This window comes from Nocardioides montaniterrae (assembly GCF_054782655.1).
Window position 1 is genome coordinate 400658 of record NZ_BAAGSB010000002.1, and the last position, 13829, is coordinate 414486.

Annotated in this window: 13 protein-coding genes; 7 read left to right on the top strand and 6 right to left on the bottom strand. The window is 72.8% G+C overall.

The genetic code is table 11. From position 1 onward, the window contains the following. The 3 genes from ACYVJ3_RS05415 to ACYVJ3_RS05425 all read right to left on the bottom strand — a co-directional run bounded on the left by ACYVJ3_RS05415 (position 1) and on the right by ACYVJ3_RS05425 (position 4604). Complete coding sequence (locus ACYVJ3_RS05415; protein ID WP_460851494.1) at positions 1-867, bottom strand: hypothetical protein; 867 nt, start codon at positions 865-867, stop codon at positions 1-3. Further along, entirely contained in the window at positions 845-2500 is a 1656-nt protein-coding gene (locus ACYVJ3_RS05420; RefSeq protein ID WP_460851495.1) for a DNA repair helicase XPB, read from the bottom strand. Before ACYVJ3_RS05420 ends, ACYVJ3_RS05415 begins: the two co-directional genes overlap by 23 nt. A 118-nt stretch (positions 2501-2618) precedes the next feature. Continuing rightward, a complete protein-coding gene (locus ACYVJ3_RS05425; RefSeq protein ID WP_460851496.1) occupies positions 2619-4604 on the bottom strand; it encodes a helicase-associated domain-containing protein in 1986 nt (661 codons plus the stop codon). Between the two features lie 36 nt (positions 4605-4640). Between ACYVJ3_RS05425 and ACYVJ3_RS05430 the strand changes: the two genes are divergently transcribed. The 4 genes from ACYVJ3_RS05430 to ACYVJ3_RS05445 all read left to right on the top strand — a co-directional run bounded on the left by ACYVJ3_RS05430 (position 4641) and on the right by ACYVJ3_RS05445 (position 8299). Further along, positions 4641-5441 (top strand): PP2C family protein-serine/threonine phosphatase, encoded by an 801-nt coding sequence (locus ACYVJ3_RS05430; RefSeq protein ID WP_460851497.1) that lies wholly within the window; start codon positions 4641-4643, stop codon positions 5439-5441. Beyond that, positions 5438-6787: an FHA domain-containing protein gene (locus tag ACYVJ3_RS05435; RefSeq protein WP_460851498.1), complete on the top strand. Its 1350-nt coding sequence runs from the start codon at positions 5438-5440 to the stop codon at positions 6785-6787. Before ACYVJ3_RS05430 ends, ACYVJ3_RS05435 begins: the two co-directional genes overlap by 4 nt. 24 nt (positions 6788-6811) lie before the next feature. Beyond that, entirely contained in the window at positions 6812-7831 is a 1020-nt protein-coding gene (locus ACYVJ3_RS05440) for an RDD family protein (RefSeq protein ID WP_460851499.1), read from the top strand. Between the two features lie 72 nt (positions 7832-7903). Beyond that, complete coding sequence (locus tag ACYVJ3_RS05445; RefSeq protein ID WP_460851500.1) at positions 7904-8299, top strand: cold-shock protein; 396 nt, start codon at positions 7904-7906, stop codon at positions 8297-8299. Between the two features lie 4 nt (positions 8300-8303). Here the strand turns inward: ACYVJ3_RS05445 and ACYVJ3_RS05450 are convergent, their stop codons facing one another. After that, a complete protein-coding gene (locus tag ACYVJ3_RS05450) occupies positions 8304-9716 on the bottom strand; it encodes an MFS transporter (RefSeq protein ID WP_460851501.1) in 1413 nt (470 codons plus the stop codon). A 73-nt stretch (positions 9717-9789) separates the two neighbouring features. Between ACYVJ3_RS05450 and ACYVJ3_RS05455 the strand changes: the two genes are divergently transcribed. Beyond that, positions 9790-10572: a DUF3027 domain-containing protein gene (locus ACYVJ3_RS05455; RefSeq protein ID WP_460851502.1), complete on the top strand. Its 783-nt coding sequence runs from the start codon at positions 9790-9792 to the stop codon at positions 10570-10572. Between the two features lie 254 nt (positions 10573-10826). Here ACYVJ3_RS05455 and ACYVJ3_RS05460 read toward each other — a convergent pair whose 3' ends face one another. Continuing rightward, a complete protein-coding gene (locus ACYVJ3_RS05460) occupies positions 10827-11435 on the bottom strand; it encodes a class I SAM-dependent methyltransferase (protein ID WP_460851503.1) in 609 nt (202 codons plus the stop codon). Continuing rightward, a complete protein-coding gene (locus ACYVJ3_RS05465) occupies positions 11428-11709 on the bottom strand; it encodes a DUF2530 domain-containing protein (protein ID WP_460851504.1) in 282 nt (93 codons plus the stop codon). The genes ACYVJ3_RS05460 and ACYVJ3_RS05465 overlap by 8 nt, the downstream gene beginning before the upstream one ends. 72 nt (positions 11710-11781) lie before the next feature. On the opposite strand from ACYVJ3_RS05465, the gene ACYVJ3_RS05470 reads away from it, so the two are divergent. Together ACYVJ3_RS05470 and ACYVJ3_RS05475 are read left to right on the top strand one after the other, a co-directional pair. Beyond that, on the top strand, positions 11782-13248 hold the full coding sequence (locus tag ACYVJ3_RS05470) for an NCS2 family permease (protein ID WP_460851505.1): 1467 nt from the start codon (positions 11782-11784) through the stop codon (positions 13246-13248). Positions 13249-13338: 90 nt separating this feature from the next. Further along, the gene (locus tag ACYVJ3_RS05475; RefSeq protein ID WP_460851506.1) at positions 13339-13764 is read left to right on the top strand and encodes a MarR family winged helix-turn-helix transcriptional regulator; all 426 of its coding nucleotides are present in this window, start codon (positions 13339-13341) and stop codon (positions 13762-13764) included. Positions 13765-13829 lie beyond the last annotated feature (65 nt).

Sequence of the window (13829 nt, forward strand, 5' to 3'; positions counted from 1 at the left end):
TCAGTCCAGCCCGCAGGTGTGCAGGCCGTCGGCGATCAGCGCCCGCTTGCCCGCCTCGCTCATAGGCAGCTCGAAGCTGCCGGTGACGCCCTCCGCGCGCAGGGTCAGCCGGAACGTCGCGGCGGTGCCGCCCTCGGAGAACGCGTGGCCGTCGCAGCGGACCGGCTCGACGGGAAGACGCACGTCGTCGTTGCCGAGGGTGGTCCGCGGTGCCCAGGCGCCGCCGTGCTCGGGCCCGAACAGGTATGTGCCGTTGACGGCGAGGAGCCGCACGCGGCCGGGTACGCCGGTCCGGCGTACGTCGAGCGTGAGGTTGCCACCGGTCACGGCCGGTGACCACGCGAGGCGGACCATCCGGGTCACCGCGAGCCGGAAGCACTCGGCGGCGACGTACCGTCCGAGATCGGCGTTGACATCGGTCACGGGTCGGTCGGTGACGCGGCCCGCGGCGGTGATCGTGAGGGTTCCGGAGCCCCCTGTGCGGGCCGGGCGCGGGCCGTCGCAGCGGGGTGCGGGCAGGGGCAGGGGGAACTGGCGATGCGAGGTCGGCGGCATCGCGCGGAGCCGCTCGGCGGTGATCGGCGAGGTCAGCCGGGCGTCGCGGTAGACCATCCGCTGCGGGTGGACCGTGCGTGCCGTGCCGTTGGTGATGAGGACCTGCACCTGGTCGTGGGCGCGGTCGTGGGACGACTGGGTCATCGCGACGTCGAGGCGGCCGCTCGGCGGCAGGGTCGGCGTCGCGATCATCGTGATCGACGGCGACGCGCTCGGGCGCGCGTCCGGCGAGGAGCCGCAGGCGGCCAGGAGCGCCCCGGCCGCGGCCAGGGTCGCCGCGATGGCGGTCCTAGACCGACAGGTCGTCCGCATCGACGATCCGGTAGGCGTAGCCCTGCTCGGCGAGGAACCGCTGGCGGTTCTGGGCGAACTCGGCGTCGACGGTGTCGCGGGCGACGACGGTGTAGAACCGCGCGACCTTGCGCTCGCCGTCGGGTCCGGGAGCACCGGGGCGCAGGAGCCGACCGAGCCGTTGCGCCTCCTCCTGGCGTGACCCGAACGAGCCAGAGACCTGGATGGCCACCTCGGCCGACGGCAGGTCGATGGAGAAGTTCGCGACCTTGGAGACGACCAGCAGCGAGATCTCGCCGGTGCGGAAGCCCTCGAAGAGCCGCTGGCGCTCCTTGACCGACGTCTCGCCGGTGATCACCGGGGCGTCGAGCTTGTCGGCGAGCTCGTGGAGCTGGTCGATGTACTGCCCGATCACCAGCGTCGGCTGGCCGGCGTGCTGGGCGAGCAGCGAGCGCACGACGCCGATCTTCTCCGGCGTGCACGCGGCGAGGCGGTAGCGCTCCTCGGCCTCGGAGGTCGCATAGACCAGCCGTGCGCTCTCCGGCAGGGTCACGCGCACCTCGACGCAGTCGGCCGGGGCGATCCAGCCCTGCGCCTCGATGTCCTTCCACGGGGCGTCGTACCGCTTGGGGCCGATCAGGGAGAACACGTCGCCCTCGCGGCCGTCCTCGCGCACCAGCGTCGCGGTCAGGCCGATCCGGCGGCGTGCCTGGAGGTCGGCGGTCATCCGGAAGATCGGCGCCGGCAGCAGGTGGACCTCGTCGTAGATGATCAGGCCCCAGTCGCGGGCGTCGAGCAGCTCGAGGTGCGGGAACACGCCCTTCCGCTTGTGCGTGAGCACCTGGTACGTCGCGATGGTGACCGGGCGGATCTCCTTGACCGAGCCGGAGTACTCGCCGATCTCGTCGGCGGTCAGGCTCGTGCGCTTGACCAGCTCGTCCTTCCACTGTCGCGCGGAGACGGTGTTGGTGACCAGGATCAGCGTGGTCGCCTGGGCGTGCGCCATCGCCGCCGCGCCGACGATCGTCTTGCCGGCGCCACACGGGAGCACGACGACCCCGGAACCGCCGTGCCAGAACGACTCGGCCGCCTCGGCCTGGTAGGAGCGCAGCTCCCAGCCGTCCTGGGCGAGCTCGATCGCATGGGCCTCGCCGTCGACGTACCCGGCGAAGTCCTCGGCCGGCCAGCCCAGCTTGAGCAGGGCCTGCTTGAGGTTGCCGCGCTCGGAGGGGTGGACCGCGACGGTCATCTCGTCGAGGCGCTCGCCGAGCATGCCCTGCACCCGCTTGGCGCGCAGGACCTCCTCGAGCACCGGCTTGTCGGTGGTGCGCAGCGTGAGCCCGTGGACCGGGTCCTTCTCCAGCGTGAGCCGGCCGTAGCGCGCCATCGTCTCGGCGACGTCGACCAGCAGCGCGTGCGGCACCGGGTAGCGGCTGTAGGTCAGCAGCGTGTCGACGACCTGCTCGGCGTCGTGCCCGGCCGCGCGGGCGTTCCACAGGCCCAGCGGGGTGAGCCGGTAGGTGTGGATGTGCTCGGGCGACCGCTCGAGCTCGGCGAACGGCGCGATCGCCTTGCGGCACTCCTGGGCCTGCTCGTGGTCCACCTCGAGCAGCAGGGACTTGTCGCTCTGCACGATGAGGGGTCCGGCGGTCACCCACCCAGCGTACGGTCCTGCAGGTTTCCCAAGGGATGCAGGGAAGCCTGCGCATCCCCGTGGTTGCAACGCTGGGGGAGTGCAGGTTCGGCTGCATCCCTTGGGAAACCTGCAGCCCTCAGGAGACGGGCTCGACCTTCGTCACCCGGTGGATCGGGAAGTGCCGCTCGATGTCGGCCTCGTCGACGTCGTACGCCGTCAGCTGGCCACCCTCGACCGAGACGGGCCGGACCTCGCGCTCGATGACCAGGCCACGGTTGTCGAGGTGCCCGATCCGGACCGTCGCGCCGCGCTCGATCGCGTCGCGCAGGGCGGAGAGCGCGGTGGCGGGGGAGCCCGAGGTGGCCGGCCGGGCCGCGGCCTCGGCGTCGCCCTCGCGCAGGTGGCGCAGTGCGACCGCGACCTGCGCCGCTCGGCGTGCGTCGCCCGCGGCTGCGGTGGGGCCGCTCGACTTCGGGGTCCGGGCGCGCAGCGAGTCGGCCGCGCCCACGCGGACGACCCCGTCGGCGCCCTCGACGACGGGGGAGAGGCCGAGCTCGCGCAGCCGCGGCAGGAGTACGTCGACCGGGGTGGTGGTGACGACGACGGTCGGCGCGATCCGGCGCAGCCCCAGGGCCGGGGCCTTCGGGTGGCGCAGCAGCTCGGCCAGCGCCACCTCGTCGTCGGATCGGATGAAGCCCGTGGCGACGCCGACGCGCAGCCGCCCGAAGGAGCGGACGGTGTCGTCGACGAGGTACGACAGCGGCTGCGGGACCTCGGTGCGCGACGAGGTGGCCAGGAACGCGTGGATCTCGGCGCCGCTCCAGCCGATGTCGAGGGCGCGACGGACCGAGTCGCGGGTGAAGCGGTAGACGGTGGCCGAGCCGTGCGACTCGAGGTCGGCCAGCTGCTGGAGCTGGCGCTCGAGCGGCGACTCGAGGGGACCGGGCGCCACCGCGGTCAGGTCGGCCTGGATCAGGACGTGGTCGACGGGCGGGGGGAGCAGCGCGTCGAGCCGCTCGGCGGGGTCCTCGCCCGCGGCGAGGAGGCGGCCGAAGCTCGACAGCGCCTCTGCCCCGGTGATGCCCAGCAGGGCGGCCTCGGCGACGGCCCAGCCGATCAGCTCGGGACGCGTCCGGGGGCGCCGTGGCCGCAGCCAGGTGAGGCGGGCGATCAAGGAGGGGAGACCGGTGCCGGCGGCGAGCGCCTGCGCTTCGGGCAGCCCGGCGAGCTCGGTGAGCGCCATCGACTTGGCCTCCGGCATGCCGATCGCCGACAGCTCGGGGACCAGGGCGTTCCAGGTCTTCCCGTCCGGCCCGCGCTCACCGACGAGCGAGGGCAGCCGGGTCGAGGCCAGCCAGGCCTTGGCGAGCCGGGTCCAGCGCTCGGCGAGCGTTCCGTCGCGCCACCGGTCGTAGGCGTCGGACGGCACCCAGACCGGGTTGCCGTCGCTGTCGGCCCTCGTCGCCGCGAGGCCGGCCGCGACCGCGACCTCGATCAGCACCGCCGCCTCACGCTCGGTGATGCCGAGGTGGCCGGCCGTCGCCTTGAGCTCGCGCGCGGTCAGCCCGGTCGTGCGCAGCGCCGCCCCGGGACGGAGGCCCCACCAGTCGAGCAGCAGCTCGGTCCGGCGTACGACGTCCGTGGCGGAGCCGAGCGCCGCGTTGTCGACGAGCCGGGCCATGACCGGCGCGGTCGCGATCTCGGGCACCACGTCGATCGGGCCCTCCCGTCCGTCCCGCAGCGACGGGGTCGCCGCCAGGAGGTCGGCGGCGCCGCGGACGGCGCGCAGCCCCTCGGGCGAGTCCCAGGCGAGCGCGAGGCCGCGCAGGCGCGCCATCACGCCGTCGACGTACGCCGCCTCCGCGTCCAGCCGGTCTCGCAGTTCGGCATCGGTGGTTTGACCCGCCGACACGAGGGCATCAAGCACCAAGAGCTCGCCACGCGTCAGGATGTCGAGTGCGCGCGAGATCGAGTTCTGAGCGGTCGCTCGCGAAGCCAGGTGACCGAAGTCGGAAGGAGCGGGAGTGGCGAGGTCGGGTCGGTCCGCAAGCAGGCGGGCGACGTCCGCGTCGGCCCACGAGCGCAGCTGGTCTGCCAGCGATCGGTGCCGTTCGGTCTCCACGGGAGCAACGCTATCCGCCCCGCTGGGAGCCACCCGATGAGCACCGTCGAGCTGCACCACGGAGCGGCCACGGACGTCGGCCTGGTCCGCAAGGTCAACGAGGACTCCTACCTCGCCGTGCCCCCGGTCTTCGTCGTCGCCGATGGCATGGGCGGCCACCAGCACGGTGATGTCGCGAGCCGGTTCGTCATCGAGGAGTTCGAGCGACTTGCCGAGCGCGGGGTCAGCGACCTCGACGACCCCGCCGCCGCCCAGGCCGTCGCGACCATCCTGGCGATGGTGCAGCAGCGCATCGCGGCGTACGACGCCTCCTCGGGGACCACCGCGGTCATCGCCGTGCTCCTCGAGGGCTCCGGTGTGCCCCGCTGGCTGCTCGCCAACGTCGGTGACAGCCGCGTCTACCGCTACGACGAGGGGGAGCTCCAGCAGGTCAGCGTCGACCACTCGGTGGTGCAGGAGATGGTCGACTCCGGGCGGCTCACCGCCCAGCAGGCGCACACCCACCCCAACCGCAACGTGATCACCCGCGCGCTCGGCGGTGCCGACAACCACGAGCCCGACTTCTTCCTGCTGCCGCTGGTCACCGCGGAGCGCATCATGCTCTGCAGCGACGGCGTCCACGGCATGATCGACGACGTCCGGATGGCCGAGATCCTGAAGGACTCCCACGACCCGCGCAACGCCGCGGAGAGGCTCGTGGAGGCCGCGGTGGCTGCCGGTGGACGTGACAACGCGACCGCGGTCGTCATCGATGTGGTGGGATTGGCCCACGACACGACGTACGACTCGGATGCGGAGCGTCTGAGTCTGGAGGAGAAGCTGGGAGCACTCCCATGACCGAGATGAACACGAACAACACCGACGAGCAGCAGGTCGAGGGGTCCGACCGCCAGCTCTGGTCCTTCCGGTCCGGCTCCTGGTACTCCGTCCTCGGCGACGAGGTCGCCGTCCTCCTCCCCGCCGAGCAGAAGGAGTACGTCGGCGCGCTCTGGTCGCTCGTCGACGGCGGCGGATCCTTCGACGAGGTCCTCGACGCCCTGCTGGCCTCCGGCCTGAGCAAGCTGCCCGGCTTCGCGCTCGTCTCCACCAGTGCCGGCCCGGTCCGGGTCCTGGTGCGCGGTGAGGGCGTCCGGGTCACCGTCGCCGGCGCCCAGGGTGAGGTCGTCGTCGACGGCGCAGCCGGTGGCACCTGGACCGAGCGCACCATCGAGGGCGTCACCGCGGTCTCCGTCGTCGTCGACGATGCTGCCGGCGCGGACTTCACCGTTCCCTCCGGACTGTTCCGGGCCTCCCGCCTGGACCGCCCCGCGGTGGCTCCGGCGGCCGAGCCCGCCCCGGTGGCCGAGCCCGCCCGGCTGGCCGAGCCCGCCCCGCTGGCCGAGCCCGCCCCCGTAGCCGAGGCCGCCCGCGTGGTGGAGCCGGCCGAGACCCCCGAGTCCGCCCCGGTGGCCGAGCCTGCCGAGACCCCCGCGCCCGTCCCGACCTTCGGCGCCGCGCCGGCGTTCGCGCTGGCGCCGGTCGACGAGCCCGCCGAGCCGCCGGCTCCCGTCGAGGAGCCGGAGACCGAGCTGATGGACCTGCCGGCGGAGCAGGCACCCGCTGAGTTCTCGCCGCTGGAGAACGACGGATGGACCGAGCCCACCTTCGCCGGCGACCCGCTGTCCGGGCCGATCTCGCAGCCGGGCCTCCCGCCGGCCGCGCCGGTGCCGTCGCTCGACGCCGACACCCTGACCCCGCCGCCGCTCCCGCCGCCGCCGATCGGTACGCCGACCGGCGCGCACGCCATGCCGGTGACCCCGCCGCCCCCGCCGCCGCTCCCGCCGGGCGCGGGCCCGGTCGCCAAGCTGCAGGTGTCCGACGGTCAGACGATCCTGGTCGACAAGGTCGTGCTGATCGGCCGTGCGCCCGAGGCCCGTCGGTTCAGCATCACCGAGCAGCCCCAGCTGGTCACGGTCCCGAGTCGCCTGCACGAGATCTCCTCGACCCACATCGAGGTCCGTCCCGGCACCGGCGCCGACCAGGGCACCGCGGTCGTGACGGACATGGGCTCGACCAACGGCACGGTCCTCGCCCAGCCCGGCATGCCCCCGGAGGACCTCAAGCCCGGCATCGCCGTACCCCTCCTTCCCGGCGCCATCGTCAACCTCGGCGACGGGATCACCATCCAGGTCAGCCGCCCCTGACCTTCGCATCTCGGGAGCGAATCGATGTCACACGCGGCTCTGCCGTCCTCGACCACCGGCGCGGTGCCGGCGGGTCTCGAGCCGCGCCTGCTCGCCTTCGCCGTCGACCGCGCGATCGGGTGGGGGCTCTCGGCCGGCGTCGCGGTGCTGGTCTGGAAGCTCGCGGACACCTCGGTCCTGGTCGCGGTGCTGGTCTTCGTCGGCACGCTGGTCGTCCTCGGGGCGATCGCGGCCGTGGTGACCGGCACGCTCGGCACGTCCGTGGGCAAGGCGGCCTTCGGCCTTCGCGTCGTACGCCGCACCGACGGCCGGCCGATCGGGGCCGGGCCGGCGCTGGTGCGGGGTGCCGTGCTCGGTCTCGGTGGTCTGCCCACCCTCGGCCTCGGTTGCGCGGCGCTGGCGCTGACCGCGGTCGGTGACCCGCAGGGCGAGCGACGCTCGGCCCACGACCGGATCGGCGACGCGATGGTCGTCGACGCACGCCCGCGCCGCGAGGTGGTGGTGGCGCCCCAGCAGGGCCCGCAGAAGGTCGTCAACCTCACCGCGATGCGGCTGCTTCCCGACCCGACGCCCGCGTCGATCGCCCACCTCTCGGTACCGACCGCCGAGCCGACCCCGCAGCCCGCCCACCCGAGCGCGGCCGCGCGCTCGGCGGTCCCGGCGCCGACCACGGCCGCCGCCGACCTCCCGCCGCGGCGCATCGCGACCGAGCGTCGCTGGCGGGTCAGCTTCGACACGGGGGAGTCCTTCGCCGTCGAGGGCCTGGCCGTCGTCGGGCGCCGTCCTGAGCCCCGCACCGGTGAGACCGTGCGCCACCTGGTCACGCTGCCGTCCGACGACATGTCGGTCTCCAAGACCCACGCCCAGTTCCAGGTCGCCGCCGACGGCGCGCTCGTGGTGATGGACCGCGGCTCGACCAACGGCTCCTTCGTCGTACGCCGCGGTCATGCGCGCCCGCTCAACCCGGGCCGCCCGAGCACGCTGATCGACGGCGACGAGGTCCGTTTCGGTGACCGGGTGATGAAGGTCGTCCAGGAGTCCTGACCCGCCCGCACTAGGCTGATCAGAAGTTCCGGCGGGTCCACCGCCGACCCGCGTGTGAAGGAAGGTCGAGCCGTGCCCAGTGGCAAGGTGAAGTGGTACGACGCCGAGAAGGGCTTCGGCTTCCTGTCCCAGACCGAGGGTCCCGACGTCTACGTCCACGCCGAGGCGCTGCCCGACGGCGTCACCAACCTCAAGCCGGGAACGCGTGTCGAGTTCGGCATCGCGCAGGGCCGCCGTGGTGAGCAGGCCCTCCAGGTCACCGTGCTCGACGCCCCGCCGTCGGTGAGCCGCAACCGCGCCGAGTCCAAGCGCCGCAAGCCCGAGGAGATGGTCCCGATCGTCGAGGACCTGATCCGGCTGCTCGACGGCGTCGGCGAGGCCTACCGTCACGGCCGCCACCCCGACCGCAGCCACGCGGCGCCCGTCGCCAAGCTGCTGCGCGCGTTGGCCGCCGAGCTCGAGGCCTGAGCAGCTAGCCGACCGGCGGCTGCTCCGGCTGCGCGTCCAGCCGCGGCATCACCACGGTGACGACCGCCCACGCGAGCAGCACGGCAGCGGCGATCCCGAGCCCGAGGTGCGGCTTCATCGGCATCACGATGCCGACGAAGCCCCCGATCACCCACGCGAACTGGAGCGTGGTGTCGCCGCGCGCGAACGCGCTGGCGTGCGCCTCGGGAGGTACGCCGGTCTGGATCGTCGAGTCCAGGGACACCTTCGCGAGGTACTGCGCGAGGCCGGCGGTCACACCGAGCACGAGCAGCGCCGGCAGGTTGTAGAAGAACGCCGCCACGATCACCACGGCCACATCGGCCAGCAGCGCCGCGACCACCGTCGCGGCGGGGCGGATCTTCTTGGCGAGCGAGGCGACGACGATGCCGATCGTGTTGCCGACGCCGGCCGAACCGATCACCAGCGCGATCAGCAGCGCCGCACCGTGGGTCCATCCCGGCACCGGGTGGAAGCGCAGCAGGAACGCGAAGTACATCGTCAGGAAGCCGGAGAGGAAGCGCGGGCCGCAGTTGACCCGCAGCGCGAACGCCACTGCCGGAGGTACGCCGCGGCGCGTCCGCCGGCCGGTCCGCTCCGAGCGCGGGACCACCTGCGAGACGCCCGTCTCGCCGGCGCTCGAGTCGACCCGCTGCGGCAGCCGGATCGCGAGCACCGTGCCGATCGCGAACACCACGAACGCGTAGCGCAGCACCCACTCCGGCCCGAAGATCGCGGCCAGCCCGGCCAACGGTGCACCGATCGCCGCACCGACCAGGCCCGCGAGCGCGACCCGGCCGTTGGCCTTGACCAGCGTGATCTCCGTGGGGAGCAGCCGGGGGACGGCCGATGCCCGGGTCACGCCGTACGCCTTGGAGGAGACGAGCACGCCGAGCGCGGCGGGGTAGAACCACGCCGACTCGTTGGCGATCGCGCCGGCGAGCACCCAGCAGAGGAACGCCCGGACGGCGAACGTGGTGCCGATCGCCCAGCGGCGACCGTGGTTGAAGCGGTCGAGGAACGGCCCGATCAGCGGCGCGACGATCGCGAACGGAAGCATCGTCAGGCCCAGGAAGAGCGCGACCTGGCCGCGCGCGTCGCTGGTGGCGCCCGCGAAGAAGACCGTGCCGGCCAGGGCGATGGTCACGGCCGCGTCGCCGGCGGCGTTGGCCGAGTGGAGCTCCAGGAGGCGGTTCAGGCCGGACTGGCCGGCGCCTTGCGCATCGGCGGCCCGGCGGGCCTGCATGCCGGCGTACCGACCGAAGCGGCCGGTGGTGCGGGCGACCGCGCGCAGCCCACGGCCCGTCGCGCGTGCGCCGGTGCCGAGGCCGTGGCCCACGGCGGCGGCGCGCTGATGGCCCTCGCCCGTCTCGGGCGGCAGGTCGACGTCGTGCTCCACGGTCCTATCTTGCCCGTCCCGGGGTCGCCACCCCGACGTGACGTGCGAACGCGCGATGGGGGATGCTGTGCCCGTGGCCATCCTCGAGCGCAAGGCGGACAAGCCCGACGCAGCGACCGTCGCAGCCGTCGACGTCGCACGCGACGCGCTGCTCGAGCACATCCCCGCCACTGACATCGGCGAGCACCTCGGGCACCTCCTCGACGGTCCGCGCGTGACCACCCACCTGTTCGCCTGCACCCGCAAGGGGTACGTCGGCTGGCAGTGGGCCGCCACGGTCACCCGCGCGAGTCGCCAGAAGAAGATCACCGTCGTCGAGACGGTGCTGCTCCCCGGGGAGGAGGCGATCACCGCGCCGGCGTGGGTCCCCTACCGCGAGCGCATCCGCCCCGGCGACCTCGGTCCCGGCGACCTGCTGCCGGTCGACGACGACGACCCGCGCCTCGTGCCGACGTACTCCTTCGGCGACGACGACCTCGACACCGACGCCAAGGCCCAGATCCGTGCCGTCGCCAAGGACCTCGGCCTCGGCCGTGTCCGCACGCTCTCCCCGGAGGGCCGCGACGCTGCCGCCGAGCGCTGGTACGACGGCGATGGCGGCCCCGACTCCCCGCTGGCCAAGGTGGCTCCCGAGACCTGCTGGTCCTGCGGCTTCCTCGTCCGTCTGCGCGGTCCGCTCTCCCGCGACTTCGGCGTCTGCGCCAACGGCGACGCCAACGACGACGGCAAGGTCGTCGCGTTCGGTCACGGCTGCGGCGCCCACTCCGAGGTCCGCCTCAGCAAGAAGCAGCAGCCGCTCCCGCCGGCGCCCCCGGTCCTCGACACCATCGGTGTCGACGACATCGAGATCCTCTAGCCCGATTCCGCTCGATGGAGTCGCCGGGTGGTGGGTTCCTGGGCGTGAGCTCCGTAGTCAGGCACCTGCCGCCGCCGCTACGGACTATGGGTCACTTGGCCCATAGTCCCTACGTCCTCGCCGGCAGGGTCGGGGAATCGTGCGAGTGGTCATCGGGACTATGGGCCAAGTGACCCATAGTCCGTTCATGCGGCTGCGGCAGGTGCCCGCCTAGGAGCTCACGCCCAGGAACCCACCATCAGAGGTGGACGGGTTCAGGCGGCGCCCGCGAGAACCCAGACGGCGTAGTCGTCGTTCGCGGGCTCGAGGGCGTAGCCACCGAACCGGTGCTGGACGACCAGCCCCGCGCTCTCCACGTCGGCGACGAAGTCGGTCGGCGCGTAGACGCGCGCGGTCGAGGGGCCCTGGCGCAGGTGGAAGCCGACCAGGATGCGTCCGCCCGGCGCGAGCAGCTCGCGGAGGCGGGTGAGGCAGGCGACCTCGGTGTCCTCGCCGACGTAGACCATCACGTTGCCGACGACGACCAGCAGGTCGAACGTCCCGACGGCCGCGGGGGAGAGGCCGAGGATCTCGTGCGGCAGGACCTCGACGTCGGGATACGTACGGCGGGACTGCTCGGCCAGAGCCGGGTCGGGCTCGGTGGCGAGGACGTCGTGCCCGCAGGCGCGGAGGTACGCCGAGATGCGGCCCATGCCCGAGCCGACGTCGAGGATCCGGGCCTCGCGGCGTACGAGCGCGTCGGCGAGGCGACCCTCGCCGACGATGTCGGCACCGTCGGCCGCCAGCTGGGCGAACCGGGTCGAGTAGCCGCTGTTGGCCTTGCCGCCCGCGGCCCAGCGCGTCGGCGGCAGGCGGTCAGCCACGGGTGCGCGCGCGCTGGATGCGGCGGCGCTTGCAGTACTCCAGCCCGAGCAGGCCGAGGCCGACGCCGGCCAGGCACATCCACAGCAGCCAGGTGCGTCCGCTCGTCTCCAGTCCGTCGTAGAACGGCAGGAGTGCAATGAACGCGAGCGCGAAGAGCGCCGTGCCGACCTGGACGGTGCGGACGCCGTCGACGTCCAGCGGCTCGACCGGGGCGATCAGGTAGGTGCGGTTGCCGATCTCGTGCTGCGTCGGCTGTTCGTCGCGGAGCTCCACGTCACGAACGTTACCTCTCCGCAACCCGCAGGCCCTCGCCGCGAGACGTCGGGCCTGACATGCTGCGGTTCCGTGAGCTACCAGTCCAACAGCTACGACGCCAGCCCGAGCACGGGCGTCCTCGAGCGCCTCTTCCAGATCCAGCAGCGCGGCTCGACCATCGGTCGTGAGGTGCGCGGCGGTGTCGTCACGTTCTTCACGATGGCCTACATCGTCGCGCTCAACCCGCTGATCCTCGGCTTCGCTTCCGACCACGGCGGTCACTTCCTCGGTGGTGGCGCCGGCCACGGCGAGAACATCCCCGCGATCGCCGCGGGCACCGCCCTCGTCGCGGGTGTCATGTCGATCCTGATGGGCGCGGTCGCGAACATGCCGCTCGCCATCGCGACCGGCCTGGGCCTCAACGCCTTCCTGGCGTTCTCGGTCGCCAGCCAGATGACGTGGGCCGACGCGATGGGCCTGGTCGTCATCGAGGGACTGATCATCCTGGTGCTCGTGCTGACCGGCTTCCGGACGGCCGTGTTCCGGGCGGTCCCGGCGGAGCTGAAGGTCGCGATCTCGGTCGGCATCGGCCTGTTCATCGCCTTCATCGGCTTTGTCGACGCGGGCTTCGTCCGCCCGGGTGCGGGTGGACCCGTCCAGCTCGGCGCGACCGGCGAGCTCTCGGGCTGGCCGGTCTTCACGTTCCTGATGGGCCTCGCGCTCGTCGTGGTCCTGTGGGTCCGCAAGGTCAAGGGCGCGATCCTCATCTCCATCATCGCCACCACGATCCTGGCGATCGTCATCGAGGCCCTGGCCGGCGTCGGCGCCCGCGGCGACAAGAACCCCGGCGGCTGGGGCCTCAACGTGCCGAAGCTCCCGCACGACGTCGTCGGTACGCCGGACCTGGGCACGGTCGGTCACTTCAGCCTGCTCGGCTCCTTCCAGCATGCCGGCGTCGTCACCGCGCTGCTGCTGCTGTTCACTCTCGTCCTGGCCGACTTCTTCGACCTGCTCGGCACGATGACCGCGATCAGTGCCGAGGCAGGGCTGCTCGACGAGAACGGCATGCCGCCTCGGACGGGCCGGATCCTGGTCGTCGACGCCCTGGCCGCCTCGGCCGGCGGCATCGGCGGCGTCTCCTCCAACACCGCCTACATCGAGTCGGCCTCCGGTGTCGGCGAGGGTGCGCGCACCGGCCTGGCCTCCGTCGTGACGGGCCTGCTGTTCCTGGTTGCGATGCCGTTCACCGCGGTGGTCGAGGTGATCCCGAGCGAGGCCGCCGTGCCCGCGCTGGTCCTGGTCGGCTTCCTGATGATGCAGCAGGTCAAGGGCATCGCCTGGGACGACCTGGAGATCGCCATCCCGGCGTTCCTGACGATCGTGCTGATGCCGTTCACCTACTCGATCACGGTCGGCATCGGCGCCGGGTTCATCTCCTACGCGCTGATCAAGCTGGTCAAGGGCAAGGCGCGCGACGTCCACCCGCTGCTGTGGGCGGTGGCCGCGCTGTTCGTCGTCTACTTCGCGATCCACCCCATCACCGCCTGGCTCACCTGAGCCGTCGGGGTAGGGGAGAGGCCGCGTCCGCTCGGGCGCGGCCGCTCTCGGCAGCTTTAGTTAGCAAAGGTAATGAGCTAGGCTAAAGACATGCCTGACACCGGCCTGGTCCCCGAGCTCCGCAGCGGCGTGATGCGGCTGCGTCGCCGCCTGCTCGCCGAGCGCGATCCCGCCAACGAGCTCAGCTTCGGCGCGATGGCCGTGCTGGGCGCCCTGTACCGCCTGGGCGAGCTGACCGTCGGCGCGCTCGCCGCGCACGAGCGCGTGCAGCCGCCGAGCATGACCCGCACGGTCAACTGCCTGGTCGACGGCGGGTACGCCGCGCGCGCCGCCCATCCGACGGACGGGCGCCAGGTCGTGGTGAGCCTGACCGCGAAGGGCCGCGAGGCGCTGCTGGCCGACCGTGCGCGCCGCGACGAGTGGCTCGCCGTACGCCTCGCCGCCCTCGATCCCGACGACCTGGAGGTCCTGCGCCGCGCGGCGCCGCTCCTGCAGTCCCTCGCCGCCTCCGACTGAACCCCGCTGCCGAACCGAGCCCCTGAGGAGCAATCACGAGCCCCACGTTCCGATCCCTGTCCCAC

What these genes read in the sequence shown, in the direction of transcription:
- ACYVJ3_RS05435 (WP_460851498.1), top strand. Translation starts at nt 5,438, where the DNA reads ATGACCGAGATGAACACGAACAACACCGACGAGCAGCAGGTCGAGGGG.
- ACYVJ3_RS05430 (WP_460851497.1), top strand. Translation starts at nt 4,641, where the DNA reads ATGAGCACCGTCGAGCTGCACCACGGAGCGGCCACGGACGTCGGCCTG.
- ACYVJ3_RS05415 (WP_460851494.1), bottom strand. Translation starts at nt 867, where the DNA reads ATGCGGACGACCTGTCGGTCTAGGACCGCCATCGCGGCGACCCTGGCC.
- ACYVJ3_RS05440 (WP_460851499.1), top strand. Translation starts at nt 6,812, where the DNA reads ATGTCACACGCGGCTCTGCCGTCCTCGACCACCGGCGCGGTGCCGGCG.
- ACYVJ3_RS05475 (WP_460851506.1), top strand. Translation starts at nt 13,339, where the DNA reads ATGCCTGACACCGGCCTGGTCCCCGAGCTCCGCAGCGGCGTGATGCGG.